12 protein-coding genes are annotated in these 13,442 nt (G+C 62.5%); 11 read left to right on the top strand and 1 reads right to left on the bottom strand.

Annotation, left to right across the window (positions count from 1 at the left end; genetic code table 11):
- Positions 1 to 178 precede the first annotated feature (178 nt).
- Both ACE3PP_RS05465 and ACE3PP_RS05460 read left to right on the top strand, forming a co-directional pair.
- Positions 179 to 1,621, top strand: coding sequence for an APC family permease (locus ACE3PP_RS05465; protein ID WP_374378863.1), 1,443 nt, complete (start codon positions 179 to 181; stop codon positions 1,619 to 1,621).
- Between the two features lie 68 nt (positions 1,622 to 1,689).
- Positions 1,690 to 2,871 (top strand): cytochrome P450, encoded by a 1,182-nt coding sequence (locus ACE3PP_RS05460; protein ID WP_374378860.1) that lies wholly within the window; start codon positions 1,690 to 1,692, stop codon positions 2,869 to 2,871.
- A gap of 15 nt (positions 2,872 to 2,886) precedes the next feature.
- Here ACE3PP_RS05460 and ACE3PP_RS05455 read toward each other — a convergent pair whose 3' ends face one another.
- Positions 2,887 to 3,936, bottom strand: coding sequence for an AraC family transcriptional regulator ligand-binding domain-containing protein (locus ACE3PP_RS05455; protein ID WP_374378857.1), 1,050 nt, complete (start codon positions 3,934 to 3,936; stop codon positions 2,887 to 2,889).
- A gap of 205 nt (positions 3,937 to 4,141) precedes the next feature.
- Here ACE3PP_RS05455 and ACE3PP_RS05450 point away from each other — a divergent pair, with 205 nt between their 5' ends.
- The 9 genes from ACE3PP_RS05450 (at position 4,142) to fabG (ending at position 13,438) form a co-directional block, all read left to right on the top strand.
- Positions 4,142 to 6,424, top strand: a complete 2,283-nt coding sequence (locus ACE3PP_RS05450) for a propanediol/glycerol family dehydratase large subunit (protein WP_374378854.1) — start codon at positions 4,142 to 4,144, stop codon at positions 6,422 to 6,424.
- On the top strand, positions 6,421 to 6,846 hold the full coding sequence (locus tag ACE3PP_RS05445) for a diol dehydratase small subunit (protein WP_374378851.1): 426 nt from the start codon (positions 6,421 to 6,423) through the stop codon (positions 6,844 to 6,846). Before ACE3PP_RS05450 ends, ACE3PP_RS05445 begins: the two co-directional genes overlap by 4 nt.
- Before the next feature lie 16 nt (positions 6,847 to 6,862).
- Positions 6,863 to 7,558 carry a cysteine hydrolase family protein gene (locus tag ACE3PP_RS05440; RefSeq protein WP_374378848.1) on the top strand — a complete coding sequence of 232 codons (696 nt, stop codon included), beginning with the start codon at positions 6,863 to 6,865 and terminating at the stop codon, positions 7,556 to 7,558.
- Positions 7,555 to 8,283, top strand: coding sequence for a type 1 glutamine amidotransferase (locus tag ACE3PP_RS05435; RefSeq protein WP_374378845.1), 729 nt, complete (start codon positions 7,555 to 7,557; stop codon positions 8,281 to 8,283). The genes ACE3PP_RS05440 and ACE3PP_RS05435 overlap by 4 nt, the downstream gene beginning before the upstream one ends.
- A 294-nt stretch (positions 8,284 to 8,577) precedes the next feature.
- On the top strand, positions 8,578 to 9,741 hold the full coding sequence (locus ACE3PP_RS05430; protein ID WP_374378842.1) for a PotD/PotF family extracellular solute-binding protein: 1,164 nt from the start codon (positions 8,578 to 8,580) through the stop codon (positions 9,739 to 9,741).
- A gap of 120 nt (positions 9,742 to 9,861) precedes the next feature.
- Positions 9,862 to 10,929 (top strand): ABC transporter ATP-binding protein, encoded by a 1,068-nt coding sequence (locus ACE3PP_RS05425; protein ID WP_374378839.1) that lies wholly within the window; start codon positions 9,862 to 9,864, stop codon positions 10,927 to 10,929.
- 14 nt (positions 10,930 to 10,943) lie between these two features.
- A complete protein-coding gene (locus ACE3PP_RS05420; RefSeq protein WP_374378836.1) occupies positions 10,944 to 11,798 on the top strand; it encodes an ABC transporter permease in 855 nt (284 codons plus the stop codon).
- A 3-nt stretch (positions 11,799 to 11,801) separates the two neighbouring features.
- Positions 11,802 to 12,623, top strand: coding sequence for an ABC transporter permease (locus ACE3PP_RS05415; protein ID WP_374378834.1), 822 nt, complete (start codon positions 11,802 to 11,804; stop codon positions 12,621 to 12,623).
- Positions 12,624 to 12,655: 32 nt separating this feature from the next.
- Positions 12,656 to 13,438 carry a 3-oxoacyl-ACP reductase FabG gene (fabG, locus tag ACE3PP_RS05410; protein ID WP_374378831.1) on the top strand — a complete coding sequence of 261 codons (783 nt, stop codon included), beginning with the start codon at positions 12,656 to 12,658 and terminating at the stop codon, positions 13,436 to 13,438.
- Positions 13,439 to 13,442 lie beyond the last annotated feature (4 nt).

Genomic DNA, 13,442 nt, shown 5'->3' with positions numbered 1-13,442 from the left:
CACGGATTTTCATTCGCGTTATCGTTCGACATCGAATGAAAAACGACCATCGTCGCGCATGAGGAACCTTGTGCGGAAACGAGGCAGTTTGGCCGCGACGGATATGCGCGGCCATGCAGGGATTTTAGGCCGACCGGGATCAGCCGGCGGCGGGGTCTTTACGGAGGGGAATGACCAAATGACCGAGACTTCATCCACCAACAGGTTGCAGCGGAACGCCCTGGGCGTCGCCGCCGTGACCTTCTTCGTCGTTTCGGCGGCGGCGCCCTTGACCGCCGTCGCCGGCGGCTATCCGATCGCCATGCTGCTCGGCAACGGCGTCGGCGTGCCGCTGGCCGTGCTGCTGGTGATGGCGATCCTGCTGGTCTTCTCGGTCGGCTATACGACGATGGCCCGCCATATCTCGAATGCCGGCTCGTTCTACGCCTTCACGACGCGGGGCCTCGGTGGTGTCGTGGGCGGTGCCGCCGCCTACATCGCGGTTCTGGCTTATAACGCGATGCAAGTCGGCCTCTACGGCCTGTTCGGCGCCGTCGCTGCCGGCACCATGTCGGCGATTGTCGGCATCGACTTGCCCTGGTGGGTCTGGTCGCTGGCGTCGTGGGTGCTCGTCGCCATCTTCGGCTACATGAAGATCGATCTGTCGGCCAAGGTGCTGGCGATCCTGGTCTGTGCCGAATACATCATCGTCGTCCTCCTCGACCTCGCCATCCTCGGCAACGGGGGGCCGGAAGGCGTTTCGGCCGTGAGCTTCACGCCGACGGCCTTCAGTGCCGGCGAGCCGATCATCGGCATGCTGCTGTGCTTTGCCGCCTTCATGGGCTTCGAAGCCACCACGATCTACAGCGAGGAAGCACGCGATCCGGAGCGGACCGTGCCGCGGGCGACCTATCTCTCGGTTCTCGTCATCGGCATCTTCTATGCCTTTTCGACCTGGTGCATGGTCGTCGGTGCCGGGGCATCCAAGCTGATGGAAACGCTGGGTGGCCTTGCTGATCCCACCACCTTCATCTTCGTCCTGTCGGACCAGTATGTCGGCGGCTGGATGACGACCATCATCAGCCTGTTGCTGATCTCCAGCGTGTTCGCGGCACTCCTTGCCTTCCACAATGCCGCCGCGCGCTATTTCTATGTGCTCGGCCGCGAAGGCTTGTTGCCGGCGCATCTGGGGCGGACCCATGACGAGCATAAGAGCCCGCATATCGGCTCGGTGCTGCAGACGGTCCTGGGCGTGATCATCCTCGCCATCTTCATCGTCACGGCGCAGGACCCGGTGCTGGGCCTCTTTGCCTGGCTTACCAACCTTGCCACCCTCAGCGTCATTACCCTGATGGCGATCGTCTCTTTCGCGGTGATCGCGTTCTTCGGACGCAATCCGACTCTGGAATCGTCCGGTTTCAAGAAGCTGCTGGCGCCGCTGATCTCGGGCATTGTCCTCGCTATCATCGCCTATCTGGTGGTGACGCATTTCGACGTGCTCACCGGTGCCTCGCCGGCCCTGGCGATCGGCCTCCCGATCCTGGTGCCGATCGCCGGTATCGTCGGTGCGGTGGTCGCCCTGCAGCTGAAGAGCTCGGGCGGCGACCGCTTCCGCCAATTGGGTGCCCATCAGGACCTCTGACGGACCCTGCCTGACCCCAGGGGCGGAGCGGCATCGCTGCTCCGCCCCTTCTTTTTTGCGAGGTGCCCATGAGTCTTACCGACCGCATCTCAGTGGCCGAACTTGAGGCCGACCCTTATCCTTTCTATGCCCAACTGCGGCAGAACCAGCCGGTCGCCTTCGTGCCAGCCGTCAATCTGTGGATGGTGACGCGCTGGGAAGATGTCGAATTCGTCGCCAAAACGCCGGAGCTTTTCACCGCCGAGGTTGCCGCCTCGCCGGTCGAGCGCACCTTCGGCAAGCCGACCATCCTTACCACCGACGGCCCGGTACATAAGGAATTGCGGGCGGGGATCGACCCCAAATACAAGCCCAAGCCTGTCGCCGTCTATATCGAAGAGCTGGTCCGGCCCATTGCGGAATCTTACTTGGCACCGCTGCTCGCGCGTGGTGGCGGCGACCTGATGGCGGAATATTTCGAGCCGATTTCAACCTTGAGCCTTGCCCGCTCTTTCGGCTTTAACGACGTCGACATGCCGACATTGCGCCGCTGGTTCTATGGCCTGGCGCAGGGCGCCATCAATTTCGAGAACGATCCGGAGCGGCAAGCGATCGGCGATGCCGTGAGTGCCGAAATCAGCGCCAAGGCAGATGCCATCTTCGCACGGCTGGAGCAGTCGCCCGACGATTCCGCCCTGTCGCACATGCTGCATGACGGCATGCCGGCGGGTGCGACCCGCCCCCGCGCCTTTCTGCTGCCGACGATCAAGGTGACCTTGCTGGGCGGCATGCAGGAACCTGGACATGGGGCGGGGTCAGTCTTGGTCGGGCTCCTCGGCGACCCTGCCCAGATTCAGGACGTGAGGAGCGATCCGGCGCCATTATTGCCGCAGGCGGTTGATGAGGGGCTACGCTGGGTAGCGCCCATCGGCACCCAGACCCGCCAGGCGACACAGGATGTCGCGCTGGGAGGTGCCGTCATTCCGGCCGGCGCCACGGTGGGCGCCCTGGTTTCATCGGCGAGCCGCGATGAGCGGCGTTTTACCGACCCCGACCGGTTCGACATCCACCGGCGTGAAGGTCCGCATGCGGCCTTCGGCTTTGGGCATCATTTCTGTTCGGGCCGCTGGTTCGCCCGCGCGCAGGTCATCATCGCCTTGCGCGTCCTCATTGAACAGACGCGCCGTATCGACCTCGTTCCCGGCCGGCTGCCGGTCTTTCGTGGGTGGGAATTCCGGGCGCCGACCTCGCTTGAGGTCAGTCTTGCCTGAGACTGACCCAAAAGCTCAGTGCCGCAGAAGACCGGCGCGGTAGGCGCGCGGGCTGCGCCCGGTCCAGCGGGTAAAGGCACGCGTGAAAGCGGAAAGCTCGGAATAGCCCAGAAGCAAGGCGATTTCGCTGAGCGGCAGGTGCCCTTGCTGCAAATAGTGGCGCGACAGGTCGAAGCGCGTGACCTCGACAGCCTCGCGGAAGCCGAGGCCGGCATCGGCCAGGGCGCGCTGAATTGCGCTGGGAGAAAGGCGGAGCGAATGCGCCACCTCCTCCAAGGTCGGTGCGCCATCCGGCAGGCGCAGGCGTACCGCACCGCGGACACGGTCCACCAGGCTTTCCAGCTGTTCGCGCGAGCCCAGCGATTCAAGGCAATTCCGCATCATGGTGAACAGCTTCGGATCCCGCCCCGGCATGGGCCGGTCGAGCAAGGTCGCATCGAAGATGATCGCGTTGGTGGCGCAGCCGAAGAAGACCGGCGCACCAAAGGCGGTTTCATGCTGGCGCCAGTCGACGGGGCGCGGATGTTCGAACTGGATTTCAAGCGGCGACCAATTGCGCCCGCAGCATTCGCGGATGATGTTGGTGAACTGCCCCAGCGACAATTCCGCATCCTGGCGCCGGGCAACGATAGCGGGGGACAGGATCTGATATTCAAGCCGCATCCGCCCATGACCGTCGCGCCGCAGCGCCATGGTCGAGAAACTCTGCTGATAGCAGAACAGATCGACCAGATTTTCGAGCGCACTGCCGAGTGTCGGTGACGAGAGCGAGGCATAGCCCCAAAGGCCGAGGTCCCGCGGATTGAATTGCTGACCGAACCACAGGCCGAAATTGTCCTTGCCCGTGCGCCGCGCCGCCTCTTCGAAGAGGGCGCAATAGGCCGAAAGGCGCAGTTGCAGGTTGGGCGCCGCCGTCATTTCCGGCGCGATACCGCAATTGCCGAAGATGGAATCGATATCGCCGCCCTGGCATTCGATGAAATCGACCAGCCCGGTCGCGGCAGCCGACAGCACGACAGGCGCTATCCCACCATCCGCATGCGACCGACCGCCCGCTTCCATCATCGATGACGCCTCCGGCTTGCCTATTGGTTTTATCGGGTTGGCAATTGGTCAGGAATGATGGCATGACGACGGCCATGCTGCAAGGCAGCAAGCCGGGTGCTGTCAAACAGGATTGCCTTTCGGTCAAGCCGGACCCGCAGCTTGGCGATTAGGGTGGGGCAAAATCGCAGAATACTGCGCCCGAAGCATGAACGGGGAGGATGAGATGAGCGAGCGACCACAGCCCAGCGCCAATCGCTGGGGGCGCTTTGCAGACTGGGATGAACGGCCGCTGCGCCTGGACAGGTTCGCGGTCGAGGATCCGGCGAACGGTTTTGCCGCCTTCAAGGGCGCCAAGGACCCGAAGCCCGGCCTCGAGATCCGCGACGGCAGGGTCGCCTCGATGGACGGCATTCCGGCGGCCGAATTCGACATGATCGACCATTTCATCGCCCAGCATCACCTGGACCTTGAGTTGGCCGGAAAGGCGATGACGGTGCCTTCGGCCGATATCGCCCGCATGCTGGTCGATATCAGCGTGCCCCGCACCGAGCTCACCCGCCTTGCCCACGGCCTCACCCCCGCGAAGCTTGCGGAAGTGGCGGCGCAATTGTCGGCGATGGAACTCGCCTTCGCTTTTTCAAAGATGCGGGCGCGCAAGACCCCGGGCAACCAAGGCCATGTGACCAACGCCAAGGACGACCCGCTGCAGCTCGCCGCCGATGCGGCAACGGCCGTCGCCTTCGGCTTCGACGAGGTCGAGACGACCATGCGCGTTGCCCGCAACGCTTGGTCGAATGCGCTGGCTTGTGCGGTCGGCGCCTCGGTGGGGCGCTGGGGCACCTTGTTCCAATGCTCGAGCGAAGAGGCCGAGGAATTGCAGATCGGCATGGCGGGCTTCACCTCCTATGCTGAGACGGTCTCCGTCTACGGCACCGAGCGCGCCTTCACCGACGGCGACGACACGCCCTGGTCGAAAGCGTTTCTGGCCGCCGCCTACGCCAGCCGCGGCATCAAGATGCGCTGCACATCGGGCGCTGCCTCGGAACTGTTGATGGGGTTTCATGAATCGAAATCGCTGCTCTATCTCGAGGCGAGATGCCTCTGCTTGCAGCGGGCGATGGGCGTGCAGGGCACGCAGAATGGCGGCATCGACGGGGCACCGCTCGCCGCGACCATGCCGGGGGGTGTCCGCGAGCTGCTCGCCGAGAACCTCATCGCCGTATGGCTCGATCTTGAATGCGCGACCGGCAACGACGCGCGCCATTCGGAATCCGAGATCCGCGTCGGCGCCAAGATCACGCCCTATCTCATCGCCGGATCCGATTTCATCTGCTCCGGCATGGGGTCGATCCTGGCATATGACAATTCCTTCAACCCATCCTCGTTCAACGGCGAGGAGATGGAGGATTTCCTGGTTCTGCAGCGCGATTTCGAGGCCGATGGCGGCCTGACCTCGGTCGGCGAGACGCGCGCCCTGGAATTGCGCCGGAGAGCGACGGATGCGCTCGGGGCCGTGTTCGAGGAACTGGGCCTCGGCCAGCCGACAGCGGCGATGAAGCAAAGTGTCGTCGTCGCTTCCGGTTCCAATGACACGGATAGTTATTTGCCTCGCGACGTCGCCCTCATCAGCGAGGAAATCAAGGCGCGCGGCATCAACGTGCTCGACGTCATCAAGGCATTGGCCAAGCGCGGCTATCGGGAGGAGGCGCAGAACCTCCTCAATGTGGTGCGTTTGCGCGTCTCGGGCGATTACCTGCAGACGGCGGCCGTGGTGCGGAACGGCCATGTCATCAGCGCCGTCAACGATCCTAACGATTATGGCGGGCCGGGAACCGGCTATCGCCTCAACGAACAGCGGCGGGCGGAGCTTGCCGCCATCCGCGACGTGCTGACCCGCGAGGAGGTGCTGCGCACCGAAGCCACTTATGCGGGGCCCGAAAGCCGGCGCATCCGATACAAGAGCCTGGGGGAGGCACGATCGACCGGACCGAAGAATGAGGTCGTGATCGGCGTCAGCCCTGCCTTCGGCCTCAAGCTCTATCGCACATTGGCGGGGCACCCGCTTTCGGCGGTACTCCGCGCCATGAGCGAGGGAATAACCGCCCAAGGTGGTGTGGCGCGCATCGTGCGCATGCGGCACACGGCGGATACGTCCTTCCTGGGCCTCAGCGCGGCGCGCCTCGCCGGGTCGGGTGTCGGCATCGGCATCCAGGCCAAAGGCACGGCGGTCATTCACCAGGCCGACCGGCTGCCACACCACAATTTGGAGCTGTTCTCCAACGCGCCGATCACGGGGTTGGCGCATTACCGCAAGCTGGGCGAGAACGCAGCCATCTATGCCAGGGGCGAAATGCCCGAACCGGTTGTCGTCCCGACCGAGGGCGAGGCGATGGGGGCCCGGTTCCACGCCCAGGTCGCCCTCATCTATGCCATCGAGACCTCGCTGACCGAGGACGGCGCCAAGCCCGAGGATATCGAGATCGCTTTCCTGGAGGTGCCGCAATGAGCCGCATCGATACCATCGCCGACTATCCGCTGGCCGAAAACCGCCCGGATCTGGTGAAGACCGCGCGCGGCAAGGCCCTCACCGACATCACGCTCGATGCTGTCCTTGCAGGTGAGGTGACGCTGGAGGATCTGCGCATCACGCCGCAGGCCCTCATCGACCAGGCGCGCGTTGCGACCTTGGCCGGAAGGCCGACTTTGGGCCGCAATTTCGAGCGGGCGGCGGAGCTCATCTCCGTGCCGCAGGATTACCTGCTCAAGGTCTATGAATTGCTGCGCCCGGGCCGGGCCAAGACCAAGGCGGACCTGCTTGAGGCCGCGAAAACCTTGCGCGACACCTATCAGGCCCTGAAGATGGCGCGCTTCGTCGAGGAAGCGGCGGAAATCTATGAGCGCCGCGGCCTCTTCACATTCCGATTCTAGCGCAGGTTCCTGGGCAATGAGCTGGAAGACCCGAAACCGATCCTTCTATTACCAGGGGGCCCCGGCTCCCGACGATCTCGTACTGAAGCCCGCCGAGACGGCGCTGCTGGTCATCGATGTGCAGAACACCTATCTGGCGCGCCCCGAGCGGGGCAGCCTCGACAGGGCGGGCCAGGCCCAATACGATGCCTGGACACCGTTCCACACGCGCATGAATGAAATCGTCATCCCGCGTACGGCCGATCTCCTGGCCTGGGCGCGGCGTCACGGGATCGAATGTCTCTTCGCCCGCATCGCCTGCCAGACCAAGGACGGGCGCGACCGGTCCTTGAGCCAGAAGATGCCGGGCTGGAACAATCTGCTGCTGCCCAAGGACGAGCATGCATCGCAACTGGTGCCGCAGCTTTCGCCCCAGGGCGACGAGATCGTCGTCACCAAGACGACCGACAGCGCCCTGACCGGCACCAATCTGCGCCTCATCCTGCACAATCTCGGCATCAAGAACGTCATCTGCGCCGGCATTTTCACCGATCAATGCGTCGCCTCGACCGTGCGGAGCCTCGCCGATGAGAGCTTCCAGGTTGTCGTCGTCGAGGATTGCTGCGCCGCCGGCACCGATGCGCTGCATGAACAGGAACTGGCGATCATCAACATGATCTATTGTCACGTGATGCGGGCCGACGAACTCAAGGCCATGACGAAACTGCCATGAAACGCATCCTCATCATCGTTCCGGAATTGGTGGCCCCGCCGGGCATCCTGGGCCAGGCATTGGTGGCGCAGGGCGTCCATTACGATACCGTTTTCCCGGTGGCGCGCTTTGCCAGCTATGCGCCGATGGACTATCCGGGCCTGCCGCAAGTGCCGGCCAATTATGCCGGCCTTATCGTCATGGGCGGACCGATGAGCGCCAAGGACGAGCATCTCTACCCCTTCCTTACCGAGACGATGGCCCTGGTCCGCGCCTTTACCGCGGCGGACCGGCCGGTGCTGGGTGTCTGTCTGGGCGCGCAGATCATTGCCCACGCCTTCGGCGGGGATATCTATCGCATGGAGAAGCTGGAATCCGGTTTTTTCCAGCTGAATCTGACGGAAGAAGGGGCCGTCGACCCGCTCTTCCAGGGGATCGAGCAGCCCGTGACGGTCTTCGAGAACCATTACGAGGCGACCCGCAACACGCCCGGCGCCGTGCCCCTGGTGACCGGTGGCGCCTGCCCCATCCAAGCGTTTCGCCTGGGGGCCAAGACCTATGGTGTGCAGTTCCACATCGAAGTGACGATAGACATCATCCGCGACTGGATCCGGATGTTTGGGACAGATTTCTGCCGCGATGAGCCAAGATTGCTGACCGATCTCGACGGAGAATTTGCGCGGCATTTTCCGGCCTATGTGCGCGCCTGCGAAACGCTCACGCGGAATTGGCTGGCGTTAACCTGAAGCTGGGTCCCAGAATTGGTGCCTTGCTTGGGGTGCGCCCAAGGTCGCCGGGCTGTTTGAAATATGGGCCGATTGGGATTTGGGCCTGTCAAAATTATCGGCGTTAATGTCAAGACCAGGTAGCGGGGGCACCCTATCGTCCCTAGCGTGACCGATTTTCAAGACGACTTGCGGCAAGCAAGCGAAGAGTGAGCATTTGCGTATGAGCAGGCACCGCCGGTTCTGCGGTGCGATGCCTCGGTTTGGTCAACAGGGAAGCGGCACCGGAGCAACCGGGCCAACGGAGAGGGACAGATGAAAAAATTCACGCAGTCGCGTCGCAACTTCATGCAAAACTCGGCCCTGATGGCCGCGGCATTCGCCACCAGTGGCGTTGCCGGCCTGCGCTCGGCCTTTGCCGACCGCTCGAAGGAACTCAATATCCTTTGCTGGGAAGGTTATAACTCGGCCCAGGTGCTGGACCCGTTCCGTGAATCGAGCGGTGCCACGGTGAAAGCGGAATCGCTCACCAACGATCCCACCATGATCAACCGCCTGCGCGCAGGCGAAACGAACGTCTGGGACCTGATCAACGTCAACAATCCCTGGGCGCGCAAGATCATGTTCCCGGAAAAGCTCATCCAAGCCCTCGACCGGACGAAGATGGAGCCCTATTTCGAGAAGATGGCCCCGGCGTTCAAGCCGCCCTACAAATGGGCGATGGACGATAGCGGCAGCCAGCTGATCGGCATGGCGCAGCGTTACGGCCCCTACAGCTTCGTCGTCAACACCGACAAGGTGAGCCGCGCCATAGCCGAGGATCAGGGTTGGGATCTGTGGAACGATGCCGGCAATGCCGGCAAGTACGGCGTACTTGAATCGGACGATTGGAACGTCTTCAACATCTGCTGCATTGCGGGCTTCGATCCGTTCCGCGAGCACACGGCGGAAGAAATCGCCAAGTTTACCGAGACGGCGAAGCGCGTCTTCAAAGGCGCCAAGGTGGTGGGCGATATCGCTACCATGAACCAGGCGCTGGTCTCGGGCGAGATCGACTTTCACATGACGGGCGGCACCTATTCCGCGTCGCCGGCTCGCGCCGACGGCGCCACGAACATTCGCGCCATTACGCCGAACAAGGGTCCGCTCGAGGGCGGCAAGGGCGGCATCTCGTGGATCGAGATTACGTCGGTCGTCAACAATCCGGATATCTCGCCGCTCGCCGTGCAGTTCCTGGAATATGTGCAGGACCCGAAAGTCGCCCACACGGTTGCCTTCGCCGAAGGCACCTTCAACCCGGTGGCGCAGATGGGCAACCCGGATTGCTTCAGCCTCTTCACCAAGGAAGAACTGGACGCCATCCAGTATGACAGCCTGGAAGAAGAAATGGCGCGCTCCGTCGAATACGACATCGTGCCCGACTACGACAAGCTGCTCGACATCATGACGGCAGCCAAGCGCGAAGCGTCCGGCGGCTGATCGGCCACGGGCTGGCTTACCCTTGAGGATCGCCCGGCGCCGTCCGCTTAAGCGGCCTGTGCCGGGCGATCCCGTCTTAATTCATTCCATTGCTCACGACTGATCGGATCACCAGCGACCATGAACGGCCGACCGCCCATTCTTCAACTCCGCGACCTGACCAAAACCTTCGGCAGTTTCACGGCCGTCAAAGGCATCAGCCTCGACATTCTTGAAGGCGAGTTCTTCACCATCGTCGGCCCGTCGGGCAGCGGCAAGACCACCTTGCTGCGCATGCTGACCGGCATGGAGAGTGCGACGAGCGGCGACATTTTGCTGCGTGGCGCCCGGATCAACGATCTGCCGGCCAACAAGCGGCCGACCTGCATGGTGTTCCAGTCACTAGCCTTGTTCCCGCACCGCACCGTCGGCCAGAACATCGAATTCTCGCAGAAGATCAAGGGCGTCGCGCCGGAGAAGCGCAAGGCGCGCGCGCTGCAGCTGATGGCGCAGCTGCGCCTTCCTGAGACCTACTACGACAAGAGCGTCACCAAATGCTCAGGCGGCGAGCGGCAGCGCGTGGCGCTTGCCCGTGCCCTTGCCTATGACCCGGATATCCTCTTTTTCGACGAGCCCTTGTCGGCGATCGACTACAAGCTCAGAAAGACGCTGGAAAAAGAACTGAAGGATATCCACCGCGAAACCGGGAAGACATTCATCTACATCACCCATAGCCTGGAAGAGGCGATGGTGATGAGTGATCGGATCGGCGTCATGCGGGCCGGCCAGGTAGTCCAGGTCGGCTCACCGCAGCAGATCTATTCGAACCCGGAAACCAAGTTCGTCTCCGAATTCATCGGTGACGTCAACGTCATGGCCGTTCGCGCCACCGGTGCCAACAGTGTCCATGCCGCGGAATTCGGCGCCGAATTGGCAACCCAACAGGTCACGGCTGGTTTCACGGAAGGCCATTTGGTGGTGCGCCCGGAATCGCTGCGCTTTGTCAGCAGCCGGTCGGAAGCGCAGAACTGCCTCGAAGGCCGCCTTTACAATGAATACGCACTCGGTTCGCGCATCCAATACCAAGTCCGTGTCGGCGATCACGTCTTCATCGTCGAGAAGCTGCGCCAACAAGCTTTCAGCGGCAAGCTCGACGATCAGGTCCTCATCGGCTGGGATGCAAAGGACAGCATCCTGGTGACGGATTGAGCGGGGATCGCACGATGTCGTTTGCCAGGATATTCGGCCCCGGTACAAGGCACGCGCTGCCGCTCATCGCCTTTCTTCTCATCGGCTTTGCCGCACCGCTCCTTGCCGTCATCGGCTTCAGCTTCATACCGGCGCGCACCTTCTCGCTGTGGCAGCCGTGGAGCTTCGACAATTACATCGAGATCTTCAACTCGACCTCGTACCTTTCCTTCTTGTGGTCGCTGGGACTTGCCGCGACGACGGTCGTCGTTCTCGCCGTCATCTGCTATCCCATCGCCTATGGCTTGGCGCGGGTCTTCGGCAAATATGCGACGCTGGTGACGCTGCTTTTCACGATTCCGCTCTTCGTCTCGGAAAATGTCCGCCTTTACGGCTGGGTACTGTTTTTCATCAAGAACGGCGTTCTCCTGGGCACGCTTAAGGCCTGGTTCGGCATCGAACCGGAGAGCTGGCTCTTCACCAGCGGCATCATCGTCTTCGGCATGGTCTACGTCTATCTTCCCTTCATGCTGTTCCCGATGACACTCGGTGTCTCGATGGTGCCGGATCAGACGCGGGATGCGGCGTTCGATCTGGGCGCCACGCGCTGGCAGGTCTTCAAGGAAGTCGAACTGCCCCTTTCCATGCCGGGAATCATGATCGGCTTTCTGCTGTCCTTCGTCCTTGCGGTGGGCGCCATTGCCGAGGCGAAGGTGTTGGGCGGCCAGCAGATCATCCCGATCAGCCATGATATCGAAATCGCCTTCACCTATGCGCAGAACTGGCCGCTGGGCGCTGCCCTGGCCGTGCTGTTGATGCTGGTTGTGGGCAGCATGGTCCTGTTCGTGCTGCGGCGCTTCGATCTCGACGCCATTCTGGGCCGGAGGTAAGTCATGGACGGCCTTACGCCACGCTGGCGCACGTCACTCATCTGGGCCTGGACGGCAGCCATCGTCGTCTTCATGTATCTGCCCGGCCTCTGCTTGCTGCTCGCCTCCTTGACGGCCAGCCGGTATTTCATCTTCCCCATCAACAAATGGGGGCTCGATTGGTGGCAGAAGACTTTCTCCTCGATCGAGATTCACCAGCTGTTCAAGACGTCGATCACCATCGCCCTTTGCGTCACAGTCATTGCCGTCGTCATCGCACTCTTCGGCGCACTCGCTTTTGCGCGCTATGACTGGAAGGGCCGCTCGCTGTTTCAGAAGATCGTTCTGCTGCCGATCTTCTTTCCGCAATCGGTTCTGGGGCTGGCACTTCTCCTCTGGTTCAACGCGCTGGGCCTTACCATGTCGTGGCAGACGGCGGTCTTTGCGCACCTCGTCTGGATCATCCCGGTCTGTACCCTGGTCATTTCGATCCAGGTCTACTCCTTCGATCCGGCGCTTGAGGAAGCCGCCTTCGACCTAGGCGCCACACGTTGGCAGGTCTTCAAGGAAGTGACCTTGCCCGTCCTCTTCCCGGGCATCTTCTCCGGCGCGCTTTTCGCTTTCCTGTTGAGCTGGGGCAACTTCCCTCTGTCGCTCTATACGACCGGCGCAGATACGACGATCCCGGAATATCTCTATGCCAAGATGGTTGCCGGTTATACGCCGGGCGTTCCGGTTCTCGGCACGGTATCGACCGTGGGTGCGGCAGCGCTGCTCCTCGTCGGCTACGGCCTCATTCTCATCCTGCGCCGGCGCCGCGCCATGAGCGCGCCGTCGGACTCCTGACACACGACCAAGAAAAGCGGAGGAAACGCGCCATGTTGGCCGCATCGATCAAGGGGAAATCCGTCATCGTCACCGGCGCCAGCAAGGGCATCGGCAAGGGCATCGCCCGTGTCTTTGCGCGCCATGGTGCCAAGGTGCTGGTGGTCGGCCGCGACCTCAAAGGTGCCGAAGCGACCGCCAAGGAGTTCGAGCAGGAAGGCGGAACCGCCAGCGGCTTCTCCGCCGATGTCACCAAGCTCGGCGACATGGAGAAGATGGCGAAGACCGCCGCCGAGCGCTATGGCAGCGTCGATGTGCTGTGCGCCAATGCCGGCGTATTCCCGCAGGTGAAGATGGAGGATATGTCGCCCGAAACATGGGACGAGGTGATGGCGACCAACCTCAAGGGCACCTTTCTTTCGGTGAAGGCCTGCATCCCTTATCTCAAGAAATCGGGCGAGGGGCGTATCGTCATTACCTCATCGATCACCGGCCCGGTCACGGGCTTTCCCGGTTGGACCCATTACGGCGCCACCAAGGCCGGGCAGCTGGGCTTCATGCGCACAGCCTGCATGGAGCTGGCGAAATACGGCATCACGGTCAATGCCGTGCTGCCGGGGAATATCAAAACCGAGGGCCTCATCGAGCTCGGCGCCGATTACATGAAGGGCATGGCCGCGGCCGTGCCGCTCGGCAAGCTGGGCGAGGTCGAAGATATCGGCCATGCCGCCCTCTTCTTCGCTTCACGCGAAGCTGGATACATCACCGGTCAGACGATCATCGTCGATGGTGGCCAGATTTTGCCGGAAAGCCAGGACGCCCTGTCGCAGATGTGAGAAG

The sequence above is a fragment of the Dongia sp. genome (assembly GCF_041910485.1).
Taxonomy (GTDB): domain Bacteria; phylum Pseudomonadota; class Alphaproteobacteria; order Dongiales; family Dongiaceae; genus Dongia.
Note: the sequence above shows the minus strand (reverse complement) of the source record. Positions and strands in the feature narration are given on the sequence as shown.

Excerpts from the sequence above, each read along its gene's own strand:
- ACE3PP_RS05465 (WP_374378863.1), top strand. The coding sequence starts at position 179 with ATGACCGAGACTTCATCCACCAACAGGTTGCAGCGGAACGCCCTGGGC.
- ACE3PP_RS05460 (WP_374378860.1), top strand. The coding sequence starts at position 1,690 with ATGAGTCTTACCGACCGCATCTCAGTGGCCGAACTTGAGGCCGACCCT.
- ACE3PP_RS05455 (WP_374378857.1), bottom strand. The coding sequence starts at position 3,936 with ATGATGGAAGCGGGCGGTCGGTCGCATGCGGATGGTGGGATAGCGCCT.
- ACE3PP_RS05450 (WP_374378854.1), top strand. The coding sequence starts at position 4,142 with ATGAGCGAGCGACCACAGCCCAGCGCCAATCGCTGGGGGCGCTTTGCA.
- ACE3PP_RS05445 (WP_374378851.1), top strand. The coding sequence starts at position 6,421 with ATGAGCCGCATCGATACCATCGCCGACTATCCGCTGGCCGAAAACCGC.
- ACE3PP_RS05440 (WP_374378848.1), top strand. The coding sequence starts at position 6,863 with ATGAGCTGGAAGACCCGAAACCGATCCTTCTATTACCAGGGGGCCCCG.
- ACE3PP_RS05435 (WP_374378845.1), top strand. The coding sequence starts at position 7,555 with ATGAAACGCATCCTCATCATCGTTCCGGAATTGGTGGCCCCGCCGGGC.
- ACE3PP_RS05430 (WP_374378842.1), top strand. The coding sequence starts at position 8,578 with ATGAAAAAATTCACGCAGTCGCGTCGCAACTTCATGCAAAACTCGGCC.
- ACE3PP_RS05425 (WP_374378839.1), top strand. The coding sequence starts at position 9,862 with ATGAACGGCCGACCGCCCATTCTTCAACTCCGCGACCTGACCAAAACC.
- ACE3PP_RS05420 (WP_374378836.1), top strand. The coding sequence starts at position 10,944 with ATGTCGTTTGCCAGGATATTCGGCCCCGGTACAAGGCACGCGCTGCCG.
- ACE3PP_RS05415 (WP_374378834.1), top strand. The coding sequence starts at position 11,802 with ATGGACGGCCTTACGCCACGCTGGCGCACGTCACTCATCTGGGCCTGG.
- fabG (WP_374378831.1), top strand. The coding sequence starts at position 12,656 with ATGTTGGCCGCATCGATCAAGGGGAAATCCGTCATCGTCACCGGCGCC.